Below are 13,166 nucleotides of genomic sequence, written 5' to 3' on the forward strand. Positions count from 1 at the left end.
AACCATAAGCGGCCGTTACCGCAGCAACGGATATGTACACCTTCAGGCCCGACTCCGCAGCCACTGCATAAACCCCTTCTTAACCGGCACCACAGGCGCCTCCTGCGTCAAACTCTGAGCCGCATGCAACCTGAAATCCAACAAACTTTTCATAGCCTCACTGATGTCATGCCGAGCATCCAGACAAGGCTTCAGATACTCCTTCTCAATCCGATACAACGTACAAAACGTCTTCGCCGAAAAGTCCGCAGGCACACCCTGCTCCGACAAAATCCCGGCCTCACCAATCACCTCCCCAGGCCCCATCCGCCCGGCTTCAAACTTGTGCCCGGCCTTGGTCAACATCACCGAAATCACCCCGGACTCGATGATAAACAGGTGATCACTCACCTCCCCCGCCGGCAAAATCATCTCCCCGGCGCGAAAGGTCTGCAGCGTCATGTTCTGGCTGAATGTCTCCTTCTCCTCCTGCCTCAACGTCGAGAAAATCGACGAACTCTCCAACAACGCCCGAGCCCGGGAAACCGTCACCGGCGCATTACTCTCGGCAGCCGACAACAAGCTCACCCCCGCCGCCTGCAAATGCCGAAACGCCAAATCATAAAGCTGATTGCGCACCTCACGCTTGAGCGCCATGGCCGGCACAAACCCGCTGATCTCATACTCCACGCCACCACTGGCCGACGTCTTGAACGCCACGCTGGGCGCCGGCTTGGCCAACAACGGCCGACACCCCTGCATCGCCCGCTCCAGCGCATCCAGCACGGTTTGGGGCCGCGCATGGGGGCTGACTTGCAGGCTGACCGCCAAGCCAAACATATCTGCGGGACGTGAGAAGTTGATGATCTTGGCCTTGGCCGCCAACGAGTTGGGCACCACCGCCAGGCTGCCCTGGGAGGTTTGCAGTTGGGTGGCGCGCCAGTCGATGTCGATCACCCGGCCTTCGGTGCCGTCGATGGAGATCCAGTCATCCAGTTGGTAGGGTTTGGTGGTATTGAGCACGATGCCGGAAAACACGTCGCTCAAGGTGCTTTGCAACGCCAGGCCGACGATGATTGCCACCGCGCCGGAAGTGGCCAGCACGCCCTTGACCGGCAGGTCGAGCACGTAGGCCATGGCGGCGATGATCGCGATCAGGAAGATCACCGCGCCCACCAGATCCTGCAACAGCCGCCCGGTGTGGCCGACCCGCTGCATCATCACCGCGCCGAGCAATACCGTGAGGGTGCGCGCCGCAAACAGCCACCAGCCGATCTGGAACGCCGTTGCCGCCAAATGCAGCGCCACGTTGTCGCCGAACGGCGCGACCTGCATCGGGTTCATGCCTTCGTTGAACAGCACGGCGCTGAACACCGCAAAAATCACCAGCCGCGCCGCCAGCTTCCAATTGGCGAAATCGGCAGAGATCAAACGCCATACGGCAATATCGATCAGTACCAGCGCCAAGGCACAGAACATCGGGTGATCGGAGATAAATGAGGGCATTCAGGCGACTCCAGGGCGAATGCCATGAAGATCGCATGAAATGCCTTTGGAGGGTATAGCGCCCTAGCGCTGCATCAGCCCGAATTGCCCGGACTGATAGTCGGCAAACGCCTGGTGGATTTCCTGCTCGGTGTTCATCACGAACGGGCCGTGGCCGACGATGGGTTCGTCGATCGGCTCGCCGCTGAGCAACAGCACCATGGCGTCGTCGCTGGACTCGAGGCGCAGTTGCGTGCCATCGCGCTCGAACAGTGCCAACTGCCCTTCCCGCGCCACTTCAGTGCCGTTGATCCGCACCGTGCCGCGCAACACCACCAGCGCGGTGTTGCGCCCGGCGTGCAGGTCCAGCGTCACAGAGCGGCCGGCTTTGAGGCGCATGTCCCACACGTCGATCGGTGTGAAGGTGCGAGCCGGGCCTTTGACCCCGTCGAACTCGCCCGCGATCAAGCGCAGGCTGCCGGCGTTGTCGGCCAGGGGCAGCGTCGGAATATCGCCATCGAGGATGGTCTGGTAACCGGCATCGGTCATTTTGTCCCTGGCCGGCAGGTTGACCCACAACTGGACCATTTCCAGGGCGCCGCCGCTGCGGGCGAACGCCTCGGAGTGAAACTCCTCGTGAATGATGCCCCTGGCGGCTGTCATCCATTGCACATCGCCCGGGCCGATGGTGCCGCCGGCGCCGGTGGAATCGCGGTGCTCGACTTCGCCCTTGTAGACGATGGTCACGGTTTCAAAACCGCGATGAGGATGCTGGCCCACGCCACGACGTTGCTCGGTCGGGGTGAACGCCGCAGGACCGGCGTGATCCAGCAACAGGAACGGGCTGATCTGCTTGCCCATGGTGTCGTAGGAAAACAGCGTGCGAACCGGAAAGCCGTCGCCGACCCAATGGCCGCGTGGGCTGGTGTAGATGCCGATGATCTTTTTCATATGTGTCTCCAGTAATGGATACACCTTAAATCCGATACCAATTCCGCGCTAGACGGCAAAACCGGCCCTGATCGTCCCACCAGTGGAACAAATACTCGCGGGCTGGATTATTTTATATTTCGACCATAATATGGCGACAAATATTACAAGCGTAATTTTTAGCTCACCCCGCCCCACGGAGCCCGACATGAACCCTCTCCCCCTGCGTCTTCTCACCCCCCTGGCCCTGCTGGCGGTACTCAGTGGCTGCAACAACAAGGCCGACCCCGTCGCCGAAGCGCCCCTGCCCCGCCCGGTGCTGGCCGCCAAGGTCGAAGCCGCCGGCAGCCAGCAAAGCGCCTACACCGGCGTAGTGGCCGCGCGCACGGAAAGTGACCTGGGGTTTCGCGTCAGCGGCAAGGTGATCGAGCGCAAGGTTGATCCCGGCCAGCACGTCAACCGTGGCGACACTTTGCTGGTGCTGGATATCGGCGACTTCGAACTGGCCCTGCGTTCGGCAAAAAACCGCGTCAATGCGGCCCAGGCGCAACTGCGCCAACGCCGGGACGATGAATCCCGCTACCAGCGCCTGGCCAATACCGGCGCCGTGTCGCGGCAGATTTTCGACCAGTCCGCCACCAACCTGCGGGTGGCCGAAGCCGAGCTGGCTTCCGCGCAATCCGACGCCAGCCAGATCGAAAACCGCCGCACCTACTCGGTGCTCAGGGCCGACAGCGACGGCATCATCACCGACGTGCGGGTGGACCGCGGCCAAGTGGTCGCCGAGGGGCAAGTGGTGGCGCGCCTGGCTCACGACGGCGCCCGGGAAGCCATCGTCAACCTGCCGGAAAACCAGCGCGACCAGGCTTCGCAAAAAGCCCTGGCGTTCCCCTTCGGCGCCCCTGAGCAGGCAGTGACCGCCACGTTGCGCGAGCTGTCTGCCAGCGCCGACCCGACCACCCGCACCTACCGGGCCCGCTATGTATTGCATGGCCCCGTCGACCGCTTCGCTCTCGGCTCGACCATCACCGTGCGCCTGCAAGGTAACGGCCAGGCGCAACAGACCCGCGTGCCCATCGGGGCGCTGCAGGATGCCGGCAAAGGCACCGGTGTGTGGGTCATTGGCGCCGATGACAAGGTCAGCTTCGCCCCGGTCAACGTCGCCAGCCTCGGCCAGGAGGACGCGTTGCTGGACAGTGGCGTGGACCCCGGCCAAGTAGTCGTCGCCCTCGGCGCGCACCTGCTGCACAGCGGTGACGCGGTACGCCTGTTGCCGGCCCAGGTATTGGCCCTCAACCGTCAGCAGGAACACTGATAATGCGCGGGATCAACCTCTCCGAACTGGCGGTCAAGCATCGCGCGGTCACGCTGTTCCTGATCATCGCGATCCTCGCCGCCGGGGTCTTTGCCTTTGGCAAACTGGGGCGCGCCGAAGACCCTTCGTTCACCGTCAAGGTCATGACCATCACCGCCGCCTGGCCCGGCGCCACCGCGCAAGAGATGCAGGAGCAAGTGGCCGACCGCCTGGAAAAACGCCTGCAGGAGCTGGACTATTACGACCGCGTCGAAACCATCGCCCAACCGGGCTTCGTCTCGATGCGCATGACGTACCTGGAGTCCACCCGTCCCAGCGAGATCCAGGACCTGTTCTACCAGACCCGCAAAAAGCTCAGCGACGAAGCCGCGAAGTTGCCCAAGGGGGTGATCGGGCCGTTTTTCAACGATGAATACTCCGACGTGTACTTTTCCCTGTACGCGCTGGAGGCCGAACACCTGCCCCACCGGCAACTGGTGCAAATGGCCGAGGACATGCGCCAGGGCCTGCTCAATCTGCCGGGAGTGAAGAAGGTCAATATCCTCGGCGAACAGGCGCAGCGGATCTTCGTCGAGTTTTCCTATGAGCGCCTGGCCACCTTGGGCATCAAGCCCGAGCAGATCTTCGCCGCCCTCGCCGCCCAGAATGCCGTGGCGCCTTCAGGCTTTGTCGAGACCGCCGGGGCACGCGCCTATATCCGCATCGACGGGGCCTTCGACAGCCTGGCGCTGATCGAAAACGTCCCGCTGGAAGCAAACGGCAAGCTGCTGCGCATCGCCGATGTGGCCACCGTCAGCCGGGGTTATGAAGACCCGCCCAGCTACCGTATCCGTCATCAGGGCGACCCGTCGCTGATGCTCGGGGTGATCATGGAGAAGCACTGGAACGGCCTGGAACTGGACAAGGCCCTCAAGGCCCAGGAAGCGAAAATCCAGGCCGACCTGCCGCTGGGGGTCAACTTCGCCAAGGTCTCCGACCAGGCGAAAAACATCAGCCTGGCGGTCAACGAGTTCATGCTGAAGTTCTTCGTCGCCCTCGCGGTGGTAATGGTCATCAGCCTGCTGGCCCTGGGGTTCCGCGTCGGCCTGGTGGTGGCCGCTGCGGTGCCGCTGACCTTGTCGATCGTGTTTGTGATCATGCTGATGACCGGCCGCGAATTCGACCGGGTGACCCTGGGCGCGTTGATCATTTCCCTGGGCCTGCTGGTGGATGACGCGATCATTGCGATCGAGATGATGGTGGTCAAACTCGAGGAAGGTTTTGACCGGATCCATGCGGCTACGTTTGCCTGGAGCTCCACCGCCGCGCCGATGCTCACCGGCACGCTGGTGACGATTATCGGCTTCCTGCCGGTGGGTTTTGCCCGCTCGGGGGCCGGTGAATATGCCGGGAATATTTTCTGGATCGTCGGTTTTGCGCTGATCGCCTCGTGGCTGGTGGCGGTGGTGTTCACCCCGTACCTGGGGGTCAAGCTGCTGCCGCACATCGAGCCGGTTGTCGGCGGCCACGACGCAATTTACGCCGGGCGCTATTACCAGAAACTGCGGCGCCTGGTGGATGCTTGCGTGCGCAGACGCTGGCTGGTCACCGGGCTGGTGGTGGCGGCCTTTGTGCTGTGTGGCCTGGGCATGGGCGTGGTGAAGAAGCAGTTCTTTCCCAACTCCGACCGTTCCGAGCTGATTCTGGAGGTGTACATGCCACCGGGCAGCGCCTTCAAAAGCACCGAGGCGGTAGCGGCGCAGGTGGAAAAGGCGTTGATGGAGGAGCCGCAAACCGTAATGGTCGACACCTATGTCGGCGGTGGTGCACCACGGTTTTTCCTGTCGCTGAACCCTGAGCTGCCAGATCCCGCCTTCGCCAAGTTGATCGTGCAGACCGCCGACGCCCATGCCCGGGACAGCCTGAAAAAACGCATGGCTGAACGCATCGCGGCCGGCGAATTTCCATCGGCGCGGGTGCGCGTCACCCAGTTGGTATTCGGCCCGCCGGTGCCCTTCCCGGTGGTGTTTCGCGTGTCCGGTCCCGACCTGAATGTGCTGCGCAGCCTGTCTGAAGACGTGCGCCAAGTGGTCGCGGCCAACACACTCACGCGGGACAGCTTCCTCGACTGGGGCGAGCGCGCCAGCAGTTACCGCCTGGTACTCGACCAGGACCGCCTGCGCCTGCTGGGCTTTACCCCCGACGGGGTGAAATCCCAGCTCAACGCGTTGCTCAGCGGCAACCCGATTACCGAAGTGCGCGAAGGCAATCGCACCGTTTCAGTGGTTGCCCGCTCCCAGGGCAGCCAGCGCGAAGACCTCGGCAACCTCGACAATATGACCCTGACCAACAGTGCCGGTGTCTCGGTGCCATTGGCCCAGGTCGGGCATTTCCAGGCGGTGATGGAAGAACCGATCCTCAAGCGCCGCAACCGTGCGCTGACCGTGGAAGTGCGCGCCGACATCGTCGACGGCACCCAGCCGCCAGACGTGGAAATGGCGGTGTACAAGGACCTGCAACCCCTGATCGCCAAGCTGCCGGCCGGGTATCAGATCGTCATCGGCGGCCCGGTGGAGGAAAGCGCCAAGGCCAACGTGGCGCTGGCGGCACTGTTCCCGATCATGATTCTGCTGACGTTGACGGTGATCATGTTCCAGGTGCGTTCGTTCGGGGTGATGTTCATGGTGTTCGCCACCGCGCCGCTGGGGCTGATCGGGGCGGTGCCGACGCTGCTGCTGTTCAACCAGCCGTTCGGGTTCAACGCGATATTGGGGTTGATCGGGATTGGCGGGATTCTGATGCGCAATACGCTGATCTTTACCGACCAGATTCGGCAGAACCAGGACCAGGGCATGGTGATTCGCGAGGCGATCATCGAGGCCACGGTGCGCCGGGCACGCCCGGTGATCCTGACCGCGCTGGCGGCAGCGTTGGCGTTTATTCCGCTGACATTGTCGGTGTTTTGGTCGTCGCTGGCGTATGTGCTGATTGGCGGGGTGCTGGTGGGGACAGTGTTGACGTTGCTGTTCTTGCCGGCGCTGTGCAGTCTGGTGTTGGGGCGGGAGAAGACCCGGGAAGTGGTGCCTGCAACCTGATCCAACCAACACCACAAACCAATGTGGGAGCGGGCTTGCTCGCGAAAGCGGTGTACCAGATAAGCAGATGTCGACTGATAGACCGCATTCGCGAGCAAGCCCGCTCCCACACAAGCCCGCTCCCACATTTAGAGGTGTGGCGTTTTTAAGTCAGCGCTTGGAGAGCTCCATGATCATCCGGCTCAGCAGATAAATCCGCGGCGCCACGCTCTCCACCTCGGCATATTCCTCCGGCGTATGGATATTGCCCCCGACAATCCCGAACCCGTCCAGGGTCGGCGTACCCACGCCAGCCGACAAGCTCGCATCCGCCGCCCCGCCGCTGCCCTCAATGGTCAGCTTGCGCCCCAGCTCGCCATAAATCCCCTGGGCAATCGTCACCAGCTTGTCCGACTCCGGCGTCTGCGGCATCGGCGGCAGGCCACGGTGCAAACTGGTGGTCACTTCAGTCTCGGGGATCAGCTTGTTGGCCGAGACCCGTGCCAGGTCTTTCTCGATCCGGTCAAACTCTTCCGGCAACGCCGCCCGTACATCCGCCTTGGCGGTGGCCTGGTCGGGGATCACGTTGACCCGGTCGCCGGAGTTGATCACGGTGAAGTTGATGGTGGTTTTCTTCTCGGCATCCCCCAGCTTGCCCAGTTGCAGAATCTGGTGCGCCGCTTCCATCGCCGCGTTGCGCCCCAATTCCGGGGCGACGCCGGCGTGGGCGGCCTTGCCCTTGACCTCGACCACGGCGGTGGCGCTGCCTTTGCGCCATACCACCAGGCCATCGGCCGGGCGACCCGGTTCCAGGTTGAGCGTCACGTCGTGGCCCTTGGCGGTGTTGCGGATCAGCTCGGACGCGCCGTCGGTGCCGGTTTCTTCGCTGGCGTCCAGCAGGAAAGTGATTTGTGCGTAGTCCTTGAAGCCCTGGTTTTTCAGGACTTTCAAGGCGTAGATGCCGGCGACGATGCCGCCCTTGTCATCCATTACGCCCGGGCCATAGGCGCGGCCGTCCTTGATGTGGAACGGCCGGGCAGCCGCCGAGCCTTCCTTGAACACCGTGTCCATGTGGGCCATCAGCAGGATCCTGGCCTTGCCGATGCCCTTGAGGGTGGCGATGACATGGCTGTTATGAGCGGCGGCATCCGGCACCAGCTGGATGCTGAAACCCAGTTGCTTGAGCTCATCGACGGCGATGTCACGCACTTGGGTCAGGCCCGGCTCGTAGCCGGAGCCCGAATCGATATTCACCAGGCGCTCCAGCAGTTTCAAGGCGTCGGCCTTGTACTGCTCGGAATCGGCCTGGATCTGTTTGTGGGGTTCGGCGCTGAAGGCCGGCATGGCGAAAGACAGCGCCAGGGTGGCCGCCAGCAAGGTACGCGGGAAGTTGAAGAGCATGAACCGATCCTTGTTTTTGTTGGAAGGTAGCGCTCCACCCTACCTGACAAACACCGATTTGTTGATCCTCAGATCGACCTCAGCCAACTTCCCTGCACCGAACTGACCCGGTTGCGCCCGCTGCTCTTGGCCTCGTACAAGGCCTGGTCGGCATCGTTCAGCCAACTGGTGGCGTCGGCGTGTGCCGGCCGGTATGGCGCCAGGCCGATGCTCAGGCTGGCGCGCAAGGTCGGGTCCTGTGCGTAGGCCAGGGAGTTGAAGCGATCACGCAGGGCGTCCATCACCTCGGTGGCGCGGTTCAGGGGCATGTCCGGCAGGATCACGCAGAATTCGTCGCCACCGTAGCGCCCGGCCAGGTCAGTGGCCCGCAGGTTCTGGCGCAGCACTTTGCTCAATTGACGCAGCACGATATCGCCGGTGACATGGCCGTAGGTGTCGTTGATGGTCTTGAAGTGGTCGATGTCGATCAGCGCGATGGCGGCGCCCTGCTGGTCGCGGCGGCAGCGCTGGAACTCGATTTCCAGGTGGTCTTTCCAGGCGCCGTGGTTGAGCAGGCCCGACAGGCTGTCGGTGCGGCTCAGGGCCAGCAACTCGCGCTTGTGCCGGGCCAGGGTGATCGCTTGCCGGTAACAGATCCAGCCCAGCGCCAGGGGATACAGCATCAGGATCGGCAGGCAGGCGTAGAGCTGCACTTCACTGGTGAGGGCGGTCACCGCCGGAGTGAACACCAGCATCGAGGCGCCGATGCCCAGCGCCTGGGCCACCCAACCGGCGAGCATGAAGCGCGGGCCGCCGATGGCGACGTTGTTCATGGTCATCATCGACAAGGTGGTCACGCTGGGCAGCGGGTTGAACTGCATGGCGCCAACCCAGAACCCGCCGCAAAACGAGTCGAACAGCAGGTTGCGGTGTTCCGAGCGCAGGGAGTTTTTCGAGTGCCGCGACCATTGGTAGGCCACATGCGGCCAGATGAAGGCATTGGCGATCATCACTCCCCAGACCCAAGCGGATTTATCCAGCGGGTAGATGGCGGCGGCCACACAGACAAACCCGAGGGTCAACCCCAGGGTGCGCGACTTGTACAAGCGTGAAGCGAGCGAAAGTCCGTTTCCTCCTGCGGCTGGCATGTCTGGCTTGATCCTGGATGAATGCCCGAAGTCTATCAGGGCACCGGCAGATCGCCACTACCGCTCATAAGCTGACCTTCAGCTGGAAAAGCCCCGGGCCAACATCAGCGCCACCCCCAGCAGCAACACCGCCGTGGCCCGTTGCAGCAACACCCGGCGCTTGGGGTTTTCCAGCACGTGCTTGATGCGCTGGCCGAAGTAGCAATACAGGCAGCCGCTGGCAAATTGCAGCAGCAGGAAGGTCAGGCCGAGGATCGCGATGTCGGCGGCGGCACTGCCCTGGCCGATGGCGGCGAACTGCGGGAATACCGCGCTGAACAGAATGATCGCCTTGGGATTCGACAACCCGGTCAGCAGACCTTTTCCGAACAGGCTGCGGGCATTTTCCGGGGTTGCATCGTTGGTCTTGATGGTCACTCCGCTGCTGGTCCATTGCTTGTAGGCCAGGTAAAGGATGTAGGCCACGCCTACCACCTGGATGATCCGGGTGATCAGCGGGTAATCCTTGATCAGCTCGGAGAAACCCACGGCAAAGATCAGGATCGACACCAGGTAGGAAACACTCGCCCCGAACTGCGCCGGCAGGGAGCGGCGCAGGCCGTCCTTCAGGCCGAGGCTGAGCAACAACAAGGTCATGGGCCCGGGGCTGAAGGCCAGGGTGGTGCACAGCAGCAGGAAATACAAAAACGAAGACAGCGTCAGCGCGGTGGCCATGGCGTGGAATTTCACAGCAGGAAAGAGGGCTTGCAGTCTAGGGCGCACGTGCCGCCACAGGCAGGTAAACTCTACGGATATACGCGCAGACTTTACCGGTGAAGTTGGCGGCAAACTTAAGGACAGTGTGATGCCCATTCCTGCGATTCACTTTCATGACCGAGCACCGAAGGTGCAGCAGATCGTCGATGCCCTGGCCCATGCGATCGAGCAAGGCGAATTGGCCGCTGGCAGCAAACTGCCTTCGGTGCGTGAGTTGGGAGCCTTGCTGGGCGTCGGAAAATTCACCATGAATGAAGCGCTGGATCGCCTGCGCGGGCGTCACCTCCTGACCTCCAGCCAGGGCCGCGGGCACTTTGTCGCCAGCAGCCTGGCACAGCCGTCGTCCAGCACCTGGGTCGACTTGCTGCCCCAGGACTTGCTCAGCGTACTGCGCCGCCCCCTGGCCATGGCCCAGGGCGACCTGCGCCCCGGCGGCGGCCATCTGCCGGAAGACTGGCTGGATTCCGAAGCCCTGCGCCAGGCCATGCGCAGCGCAGTCCGCGCCCCTACCCTGCGCATCGCCGGGCTGGGCACCCCGGCGGGCCTGCTGCCGTTGCGCCAGGCGCTGCAACAGAAACTGCACGGTGAAGGGTTGTCGGTGCCGGTGGAACAAATCATCACCACGCCCAACACGGTGCAAGGCCTGGACATGCTCATGCGCCTGCTGGCGCGGCCCGGGGACACGGTGCTGCTGGATGCACCGTGTTATTTCAACTTCCACGCGAACCTGGCGTTGCATGGGGTCAAGGTGGTGACGATCGCCCGGCGGCCTGATGGTTTTGATTTTTTCGCGCTGGAGCAGTTGCTGGCGCAGCACCGTCCCAGCCTGTACCTGACCACCAGCGTGTTGCATAACCCCACCGGGCATTCATTCAGCCCGAGCCAGGCATTTCGGTTGTTGCAACTGGCCCGGGAGTATCGCTGCCATATCGTTGAGGATGATCTTTACGGGGATTTGCACCCTAACCCGCCGCCGCGCCTGGCGACTTTGGCGGGATTGGAGCAGGTGACGTACCTGTCGGGGTTTTCGAAGGTGCTGACGGCGAACGCGCGGGTCAGTTATGTGGTGGCGGCGCCGCAATTGGCGGCGAATCTGACCAATATGAAGTTGATGAGCGGCGGCATAACGTCGGAGCTGTTCGAACAGATTGTGTATCGGCTGCTGAGTGAGGGTGGGTATGCCCGGCATCGCAAGCGCATGGTTCAGCGGCTGCTGGAGGCCGGTGGGCGGGTTGAGCAGTGGCTGCGGCGTTGCGGGTGTGAATTGCCGATGGGATTTGAGGGCGGGATGTTCATCTGGGCGCGGTTGCCGGCCGGGGTGAATGGTGAGCGGCTGGCTGAAGCAGGGTTGAAGCGTGGGATGGTGTTGGCGCCGGGGGCGTTGTTCGGGTATGAGCCGGGGTTGCGGGATTTCATGCGGTTTAATGTGGCGCATTGCGACGAAGGGCGGGTTCAGGTGCAGTTTGAAGGGTTGCTGAGGGCGCCAACCCGAAGAGTTGGCGCCGGGGTTACGGATCAAGCGGAGGGTTGATCACCGTTCACTGGAGATCACGCGCTGGCTGCAGATATGAGCCATGCTGACCGGGGTAGCGTCGCCACCCACGCCGACATCCGGGTACTCCTCGATGCGCAGGCGCCAGACGGCGAAGTTGTAGTTGGTCTCCCAGGTATTTTTGTAACCCGAGTCGTAGGACACATACCTGACAGTCGCCTCACCCGCGCAGTTGCCCAGGTTGACCGTACCGGATGCCGCGCCCGACACGCCGGTTACCGAACCGTAGTAAGGGATGTACACCGGCAGGTAGGTATTACGGTTGACGTGCTTGTCGAGTTGCAGATACGGGGTCAATCCCTGCAGGCGTTTACCGGTGCTGTCGGCCCAGGTCACGGCCCAGCTCAAGTCACGTGCCGCCTGGGTGGTCATGAACGGGTCGTAGTCATTGGCCGAAGCCGGGATCCGCACCACGTTGTCACCTTGCACACTGTGGCTCAACACCTCGGGTGTGGAGCCCAGCGACAGCTTGTAGCGCGCCGTAGCCTTCCAGGTTGCGACCGGGTTAGGCCGCACCCGTACGTTCACCACGCCATTAACCGATGGCGTTGGCCAGGTGATTTTCGCCTTGGGGCTGATCGGGATCCATTTGACGCCGTCAAAATACTCGGAAATCCACTGGCCCCGATCGCTCTCGTTCACACCGTCGAAATAGGCACTGACCTTCTGCCCGCGCAGGGCCTTGAAGGAGAAGTAGTCTTCATCGGTCGCCGTGTCGGAGTTACCCGTGACGTAGTTCAGGGTATCCGGCAGTTGATAAGCCGTTTCGAAACTGTCGTTAGGCTCGAAATCGTCAATCGTCATGTTGATATCCACGCCGAAACTGAACGGCGAACCGTCAGCGGAATTGGCATGCATGAACCAGTAGTAGTCGCCAGGTGGCAGTACGCCAGCCAACACCTCGTTGGCATTGCCCGGGTTATCCGACGTGCCGAGAGAAGTGATGTTGTTCTGGCCGTCGTCCTGGAACAGGGTCAGGGACATGTTGGTGGCAGCACTCTGCCCTACCAGCATCACAGTCGCCCGTGCTTTTTGCGGCACGTTGAAGTGGTAGCAGACGTCGTTGCCGGTTTGCACACCGTCCAGGTTATACATCTGGTTGATGCCGAGGGTCTGGCACAGCGGCGTGAACGCCTGGGCCGCCACGGCCTGGGCATCCACCTTGGCGCTATCTGCCTGTACAGGCTCGGCGACCACAACCCCGCTCAAGGCCTTGGCAGCCTGCACCGGCTTTTTCAGCTGCTGCGAGGTTTTGATTTTGTCCAGGAAGGCAGCCGACGCCTTCTGCGCCGTGACGTTGCCGCCACTCTTGAGGGCTTGTTGCACGGCTTGCTGCAACGGTTGCGGCGTCAAGTGTGCAGGAGATTGTTCGGCCAGGGCGCAGGCCGAAACGAAGCAGGACGCCGCGATGGCGGCTCCGAGCATGAACGCTTTTTTCGATTTCATTTTTTATCCATCCATAGTTAAAAAATTGAAGCTCAGGTGATCGGCGACATCCGGTCACCTGGGATGGAATGTAGGACATAACTGTATGCATGTACAGTATTTTTATGACGGCAGGATAGATG

At 62.3% G+C, this 13,166-nt stretch carries 9 protein-coding genes; 3 read left to right on the top strand and 6 right to left on the bottom strand.

Translation table 11 applies throughout. The annotated features are described in order from the left end of the window. Positions 1 to 42 precede the first annotated feature (42 nt). Both HX815_RS27175 and HX815_RS27180 read right to left on the bottom strand, forming a co-directional pair. The gene (locus HX815_RS27175; RefSeq protein WP_063028913.1) at positions 43 to 1,485 is read right to left on the bottom strand and encodes a mechanosensitive ion channel domain-containing protein; all 1,443 of its coding nucleotides are present in this window, start codon (positions 1,483 to 1,485) and stop codon (positions 43 to 45) included. Between the two features lie 63 nt (positions 1,486 to 1,548). Beyond that, positions 1,549 to 2,415, bottom strand: a complete 867-nt coding sequence (locus tag HX815_RS27180) for a pirin family protein (protein WP_177029197.1) — start codon at positions 2,413 to 2,415, stop codon at positions 1,549 to 1,551. 187 nt (positions 2,416 to 2,602) lie between these two features. On the opposite strand from HX815_RS27180, the gene HX815_RS27185 reads away from it, so the two are divergent. Both HX815_RS27185 and HX815_RS27190 read left to right on the top strand, forming a co-directional pair. Then, positions 2,603 to 3,709 carry an efflux RND transporter periplasmic adaptor subunit gene (locus tag HX815_RS27185; RefSeq protein WP_003210248.1) on the top strand — a complete coding sequence of 369 codons (1,107 nt, stop codon included), beginning with the start codon at positions 2,603 to 2,605 and terminating at the stop codon, positions 3,707 to 3,709. Between the two features lie 2 nt (positions 3,710 to 3,711). Further along, complete coding sequence (locus tag HX815_RS27190; protein ID WP_177029198.1) at positions 3,712 to 6,783, top strand: efflux RND transporter permease subunit; 3,072 nt, start codon at positions 3,712 to 3,714, stop codon at positions 6,781 to 6,783. Positions 6,784 to 6,933: 150 nt separating this feature from the next. Here the strand turns inward: HX815_RS27190 and HX815_RS27195 are convergent, their stop codons facing one another. The 3 genes from HX815_RS27195 to HX815_RS27205 all read right to left on the bottom strand — a co-directional run bounded on the left by HX815_RS27195 (position 6,934) and on the right by HX815_RS27205 (position 10,004). Beyond that, the gene (locus tag HX815_RS27195; RefSeq protein WP_177029199.1) at positions 6,934 to 8,163 is read right to left on the bottom strand and encodes a M20/M25/M40 family metallo-hydrolase; all 1,230 of its coding nucleotides are present in this window, start codon (positions 8,161 to 8,163) and stop codon (positions 6,934 to 6,936) included. Between the two features lie 68 nt (positions 8,164 to 8,231). After that, a complete protein-coding gene (locus HX815_RS27200; RefSeq protein WP_023658718.1) occupies positions 8,232 to 9,290 on the bottom strand; it encodes a diguanylate cyclase in 1,059 nt (352 codons plus the stop codon). A 78-nt stretch (positions 9,291 to 9,368) separates the two neighbouring features. Next, positions 9,369 to 10,004, bottom strand: a complete 636-nt coding sequence (locus tag HX815_RS27205) for a LysE family translocator (protein WP_003210255.1) — start codon at positions 10,002 to 10,004, stop codon at positions 9,369 to 9,371. A gap of 130 nt (positions 10,005 to 10,134) precedes the next feature. On the opposite strand from HX815_RS27205, the gene HX815_RS27210 reads away from it, so the two are divergent. After that, positions 10,135 to 11,577 (top strand): PLP-dependent aminotransferase family protein, encoded by a 1,443-nt coding sequence (locus HX815_RS27210; protein ID WP_177029200.1) that lies wholly within the window; start codon positions 10,135 to 10,137, stop codon positions 11,575 to 11,577. Here the strand turns inward: HX815_RS27210 and HX815_RS27215 are convergent, their stop codons facing one another. Next, on the bottom strand, positions 11,578 to 13,044 hold the full coding sequence (locus HX815_RS27215) for a hypothetical protein (RefSeq protein ID WP_177029201.1): 1,467 nt from the start codon (positions 13,042 to 13,044) through the stop codon (positions 11,578 to 11,580). Between the last annotated feature and the right edge of the window lie 122 nt (positions 13,045 to 13,166).

It is taken from the genome of Pseudomonas sp. E6002 (assembly GCF_013385565.1).
Classification (GTDB): domain Bacteria; phylum Pseudomonadota; class Gammaproteobacteria; order Pseudomonadales; family Pseudomonadaceae; genus Aquipseudomonas.

What these genes read in the sequence shown, in the direction of transcription:
- HX815_RS27175 (WP_063028913.1), bottom strand. Translation starts at nt 1,485, where the DNA reads ATGCCCTCATTTATCTCCGATCACCCGATGTTCTGTGCCTTGGCGCTG.
- HX815_RS27180 (WP_177029197.1), bottom strand. Translation starts at nt 2,415, where the DNA reads ATGAAAAAGATCATCGGCATCTACACCAGCCCACGCGGCCATTGGGTC.
- HX815_RS27185 (WP_003210248.1), top strand. Translation starts at nt 2,603, where the DNA reads ATGAACCCTCTCCCCCTGCGTCTTCTCACCCCCCTGGCCCTGCTGGCG.
- HX815_RS27190 (WP_177029198.1), top strand. Translation starts at nt 3,712, where the DNA reads ATGCGCGGGATCAACCTCTCCGAACTGGCGGTCAAGCATCGCGCGGTC.
- HX815_RS27195 (WP_177029199.1), bottom strand. Translation starts at nt 8,163, where the DNA reads ATGCTCTTCAACTTCCCGCGTACCTTGCTGGCGGCCACCCTGGCGCTG.
- HX815_RS27200 (WP_023658718.1), bottom strand. Translation starts at nt 9,290, where the DNA reads ATGCCAGCCGCAGGAGGAAACGGACTTTCGCTCGCTTCACGCTTGTAC.
- HX815_RS27205 (WP_003210255.1), bottom strand. Translation starts at nt 10,004, where the DNA reads ATGGCCACCGCGCTGACGCTGTCTTCGTTTTTGTATTTCCTGCTGCTG.
- HX815_RS27210 (WP_177029200.1), top strand. Translation starts at nt 10,135, where the DNA reads ATGCCCATTCCTGCGATTCACTTTCATGACCGAGCACCGAAGGTGCAG.
- HX815_RS27215 (WP_177029201.1), bottom strand. Translation starts at nt 13,044, where the DNA reads ATGAAATCGAAAAAAGCGTTCATGCTCGGAGCCGCCATCGCGGCGTCC.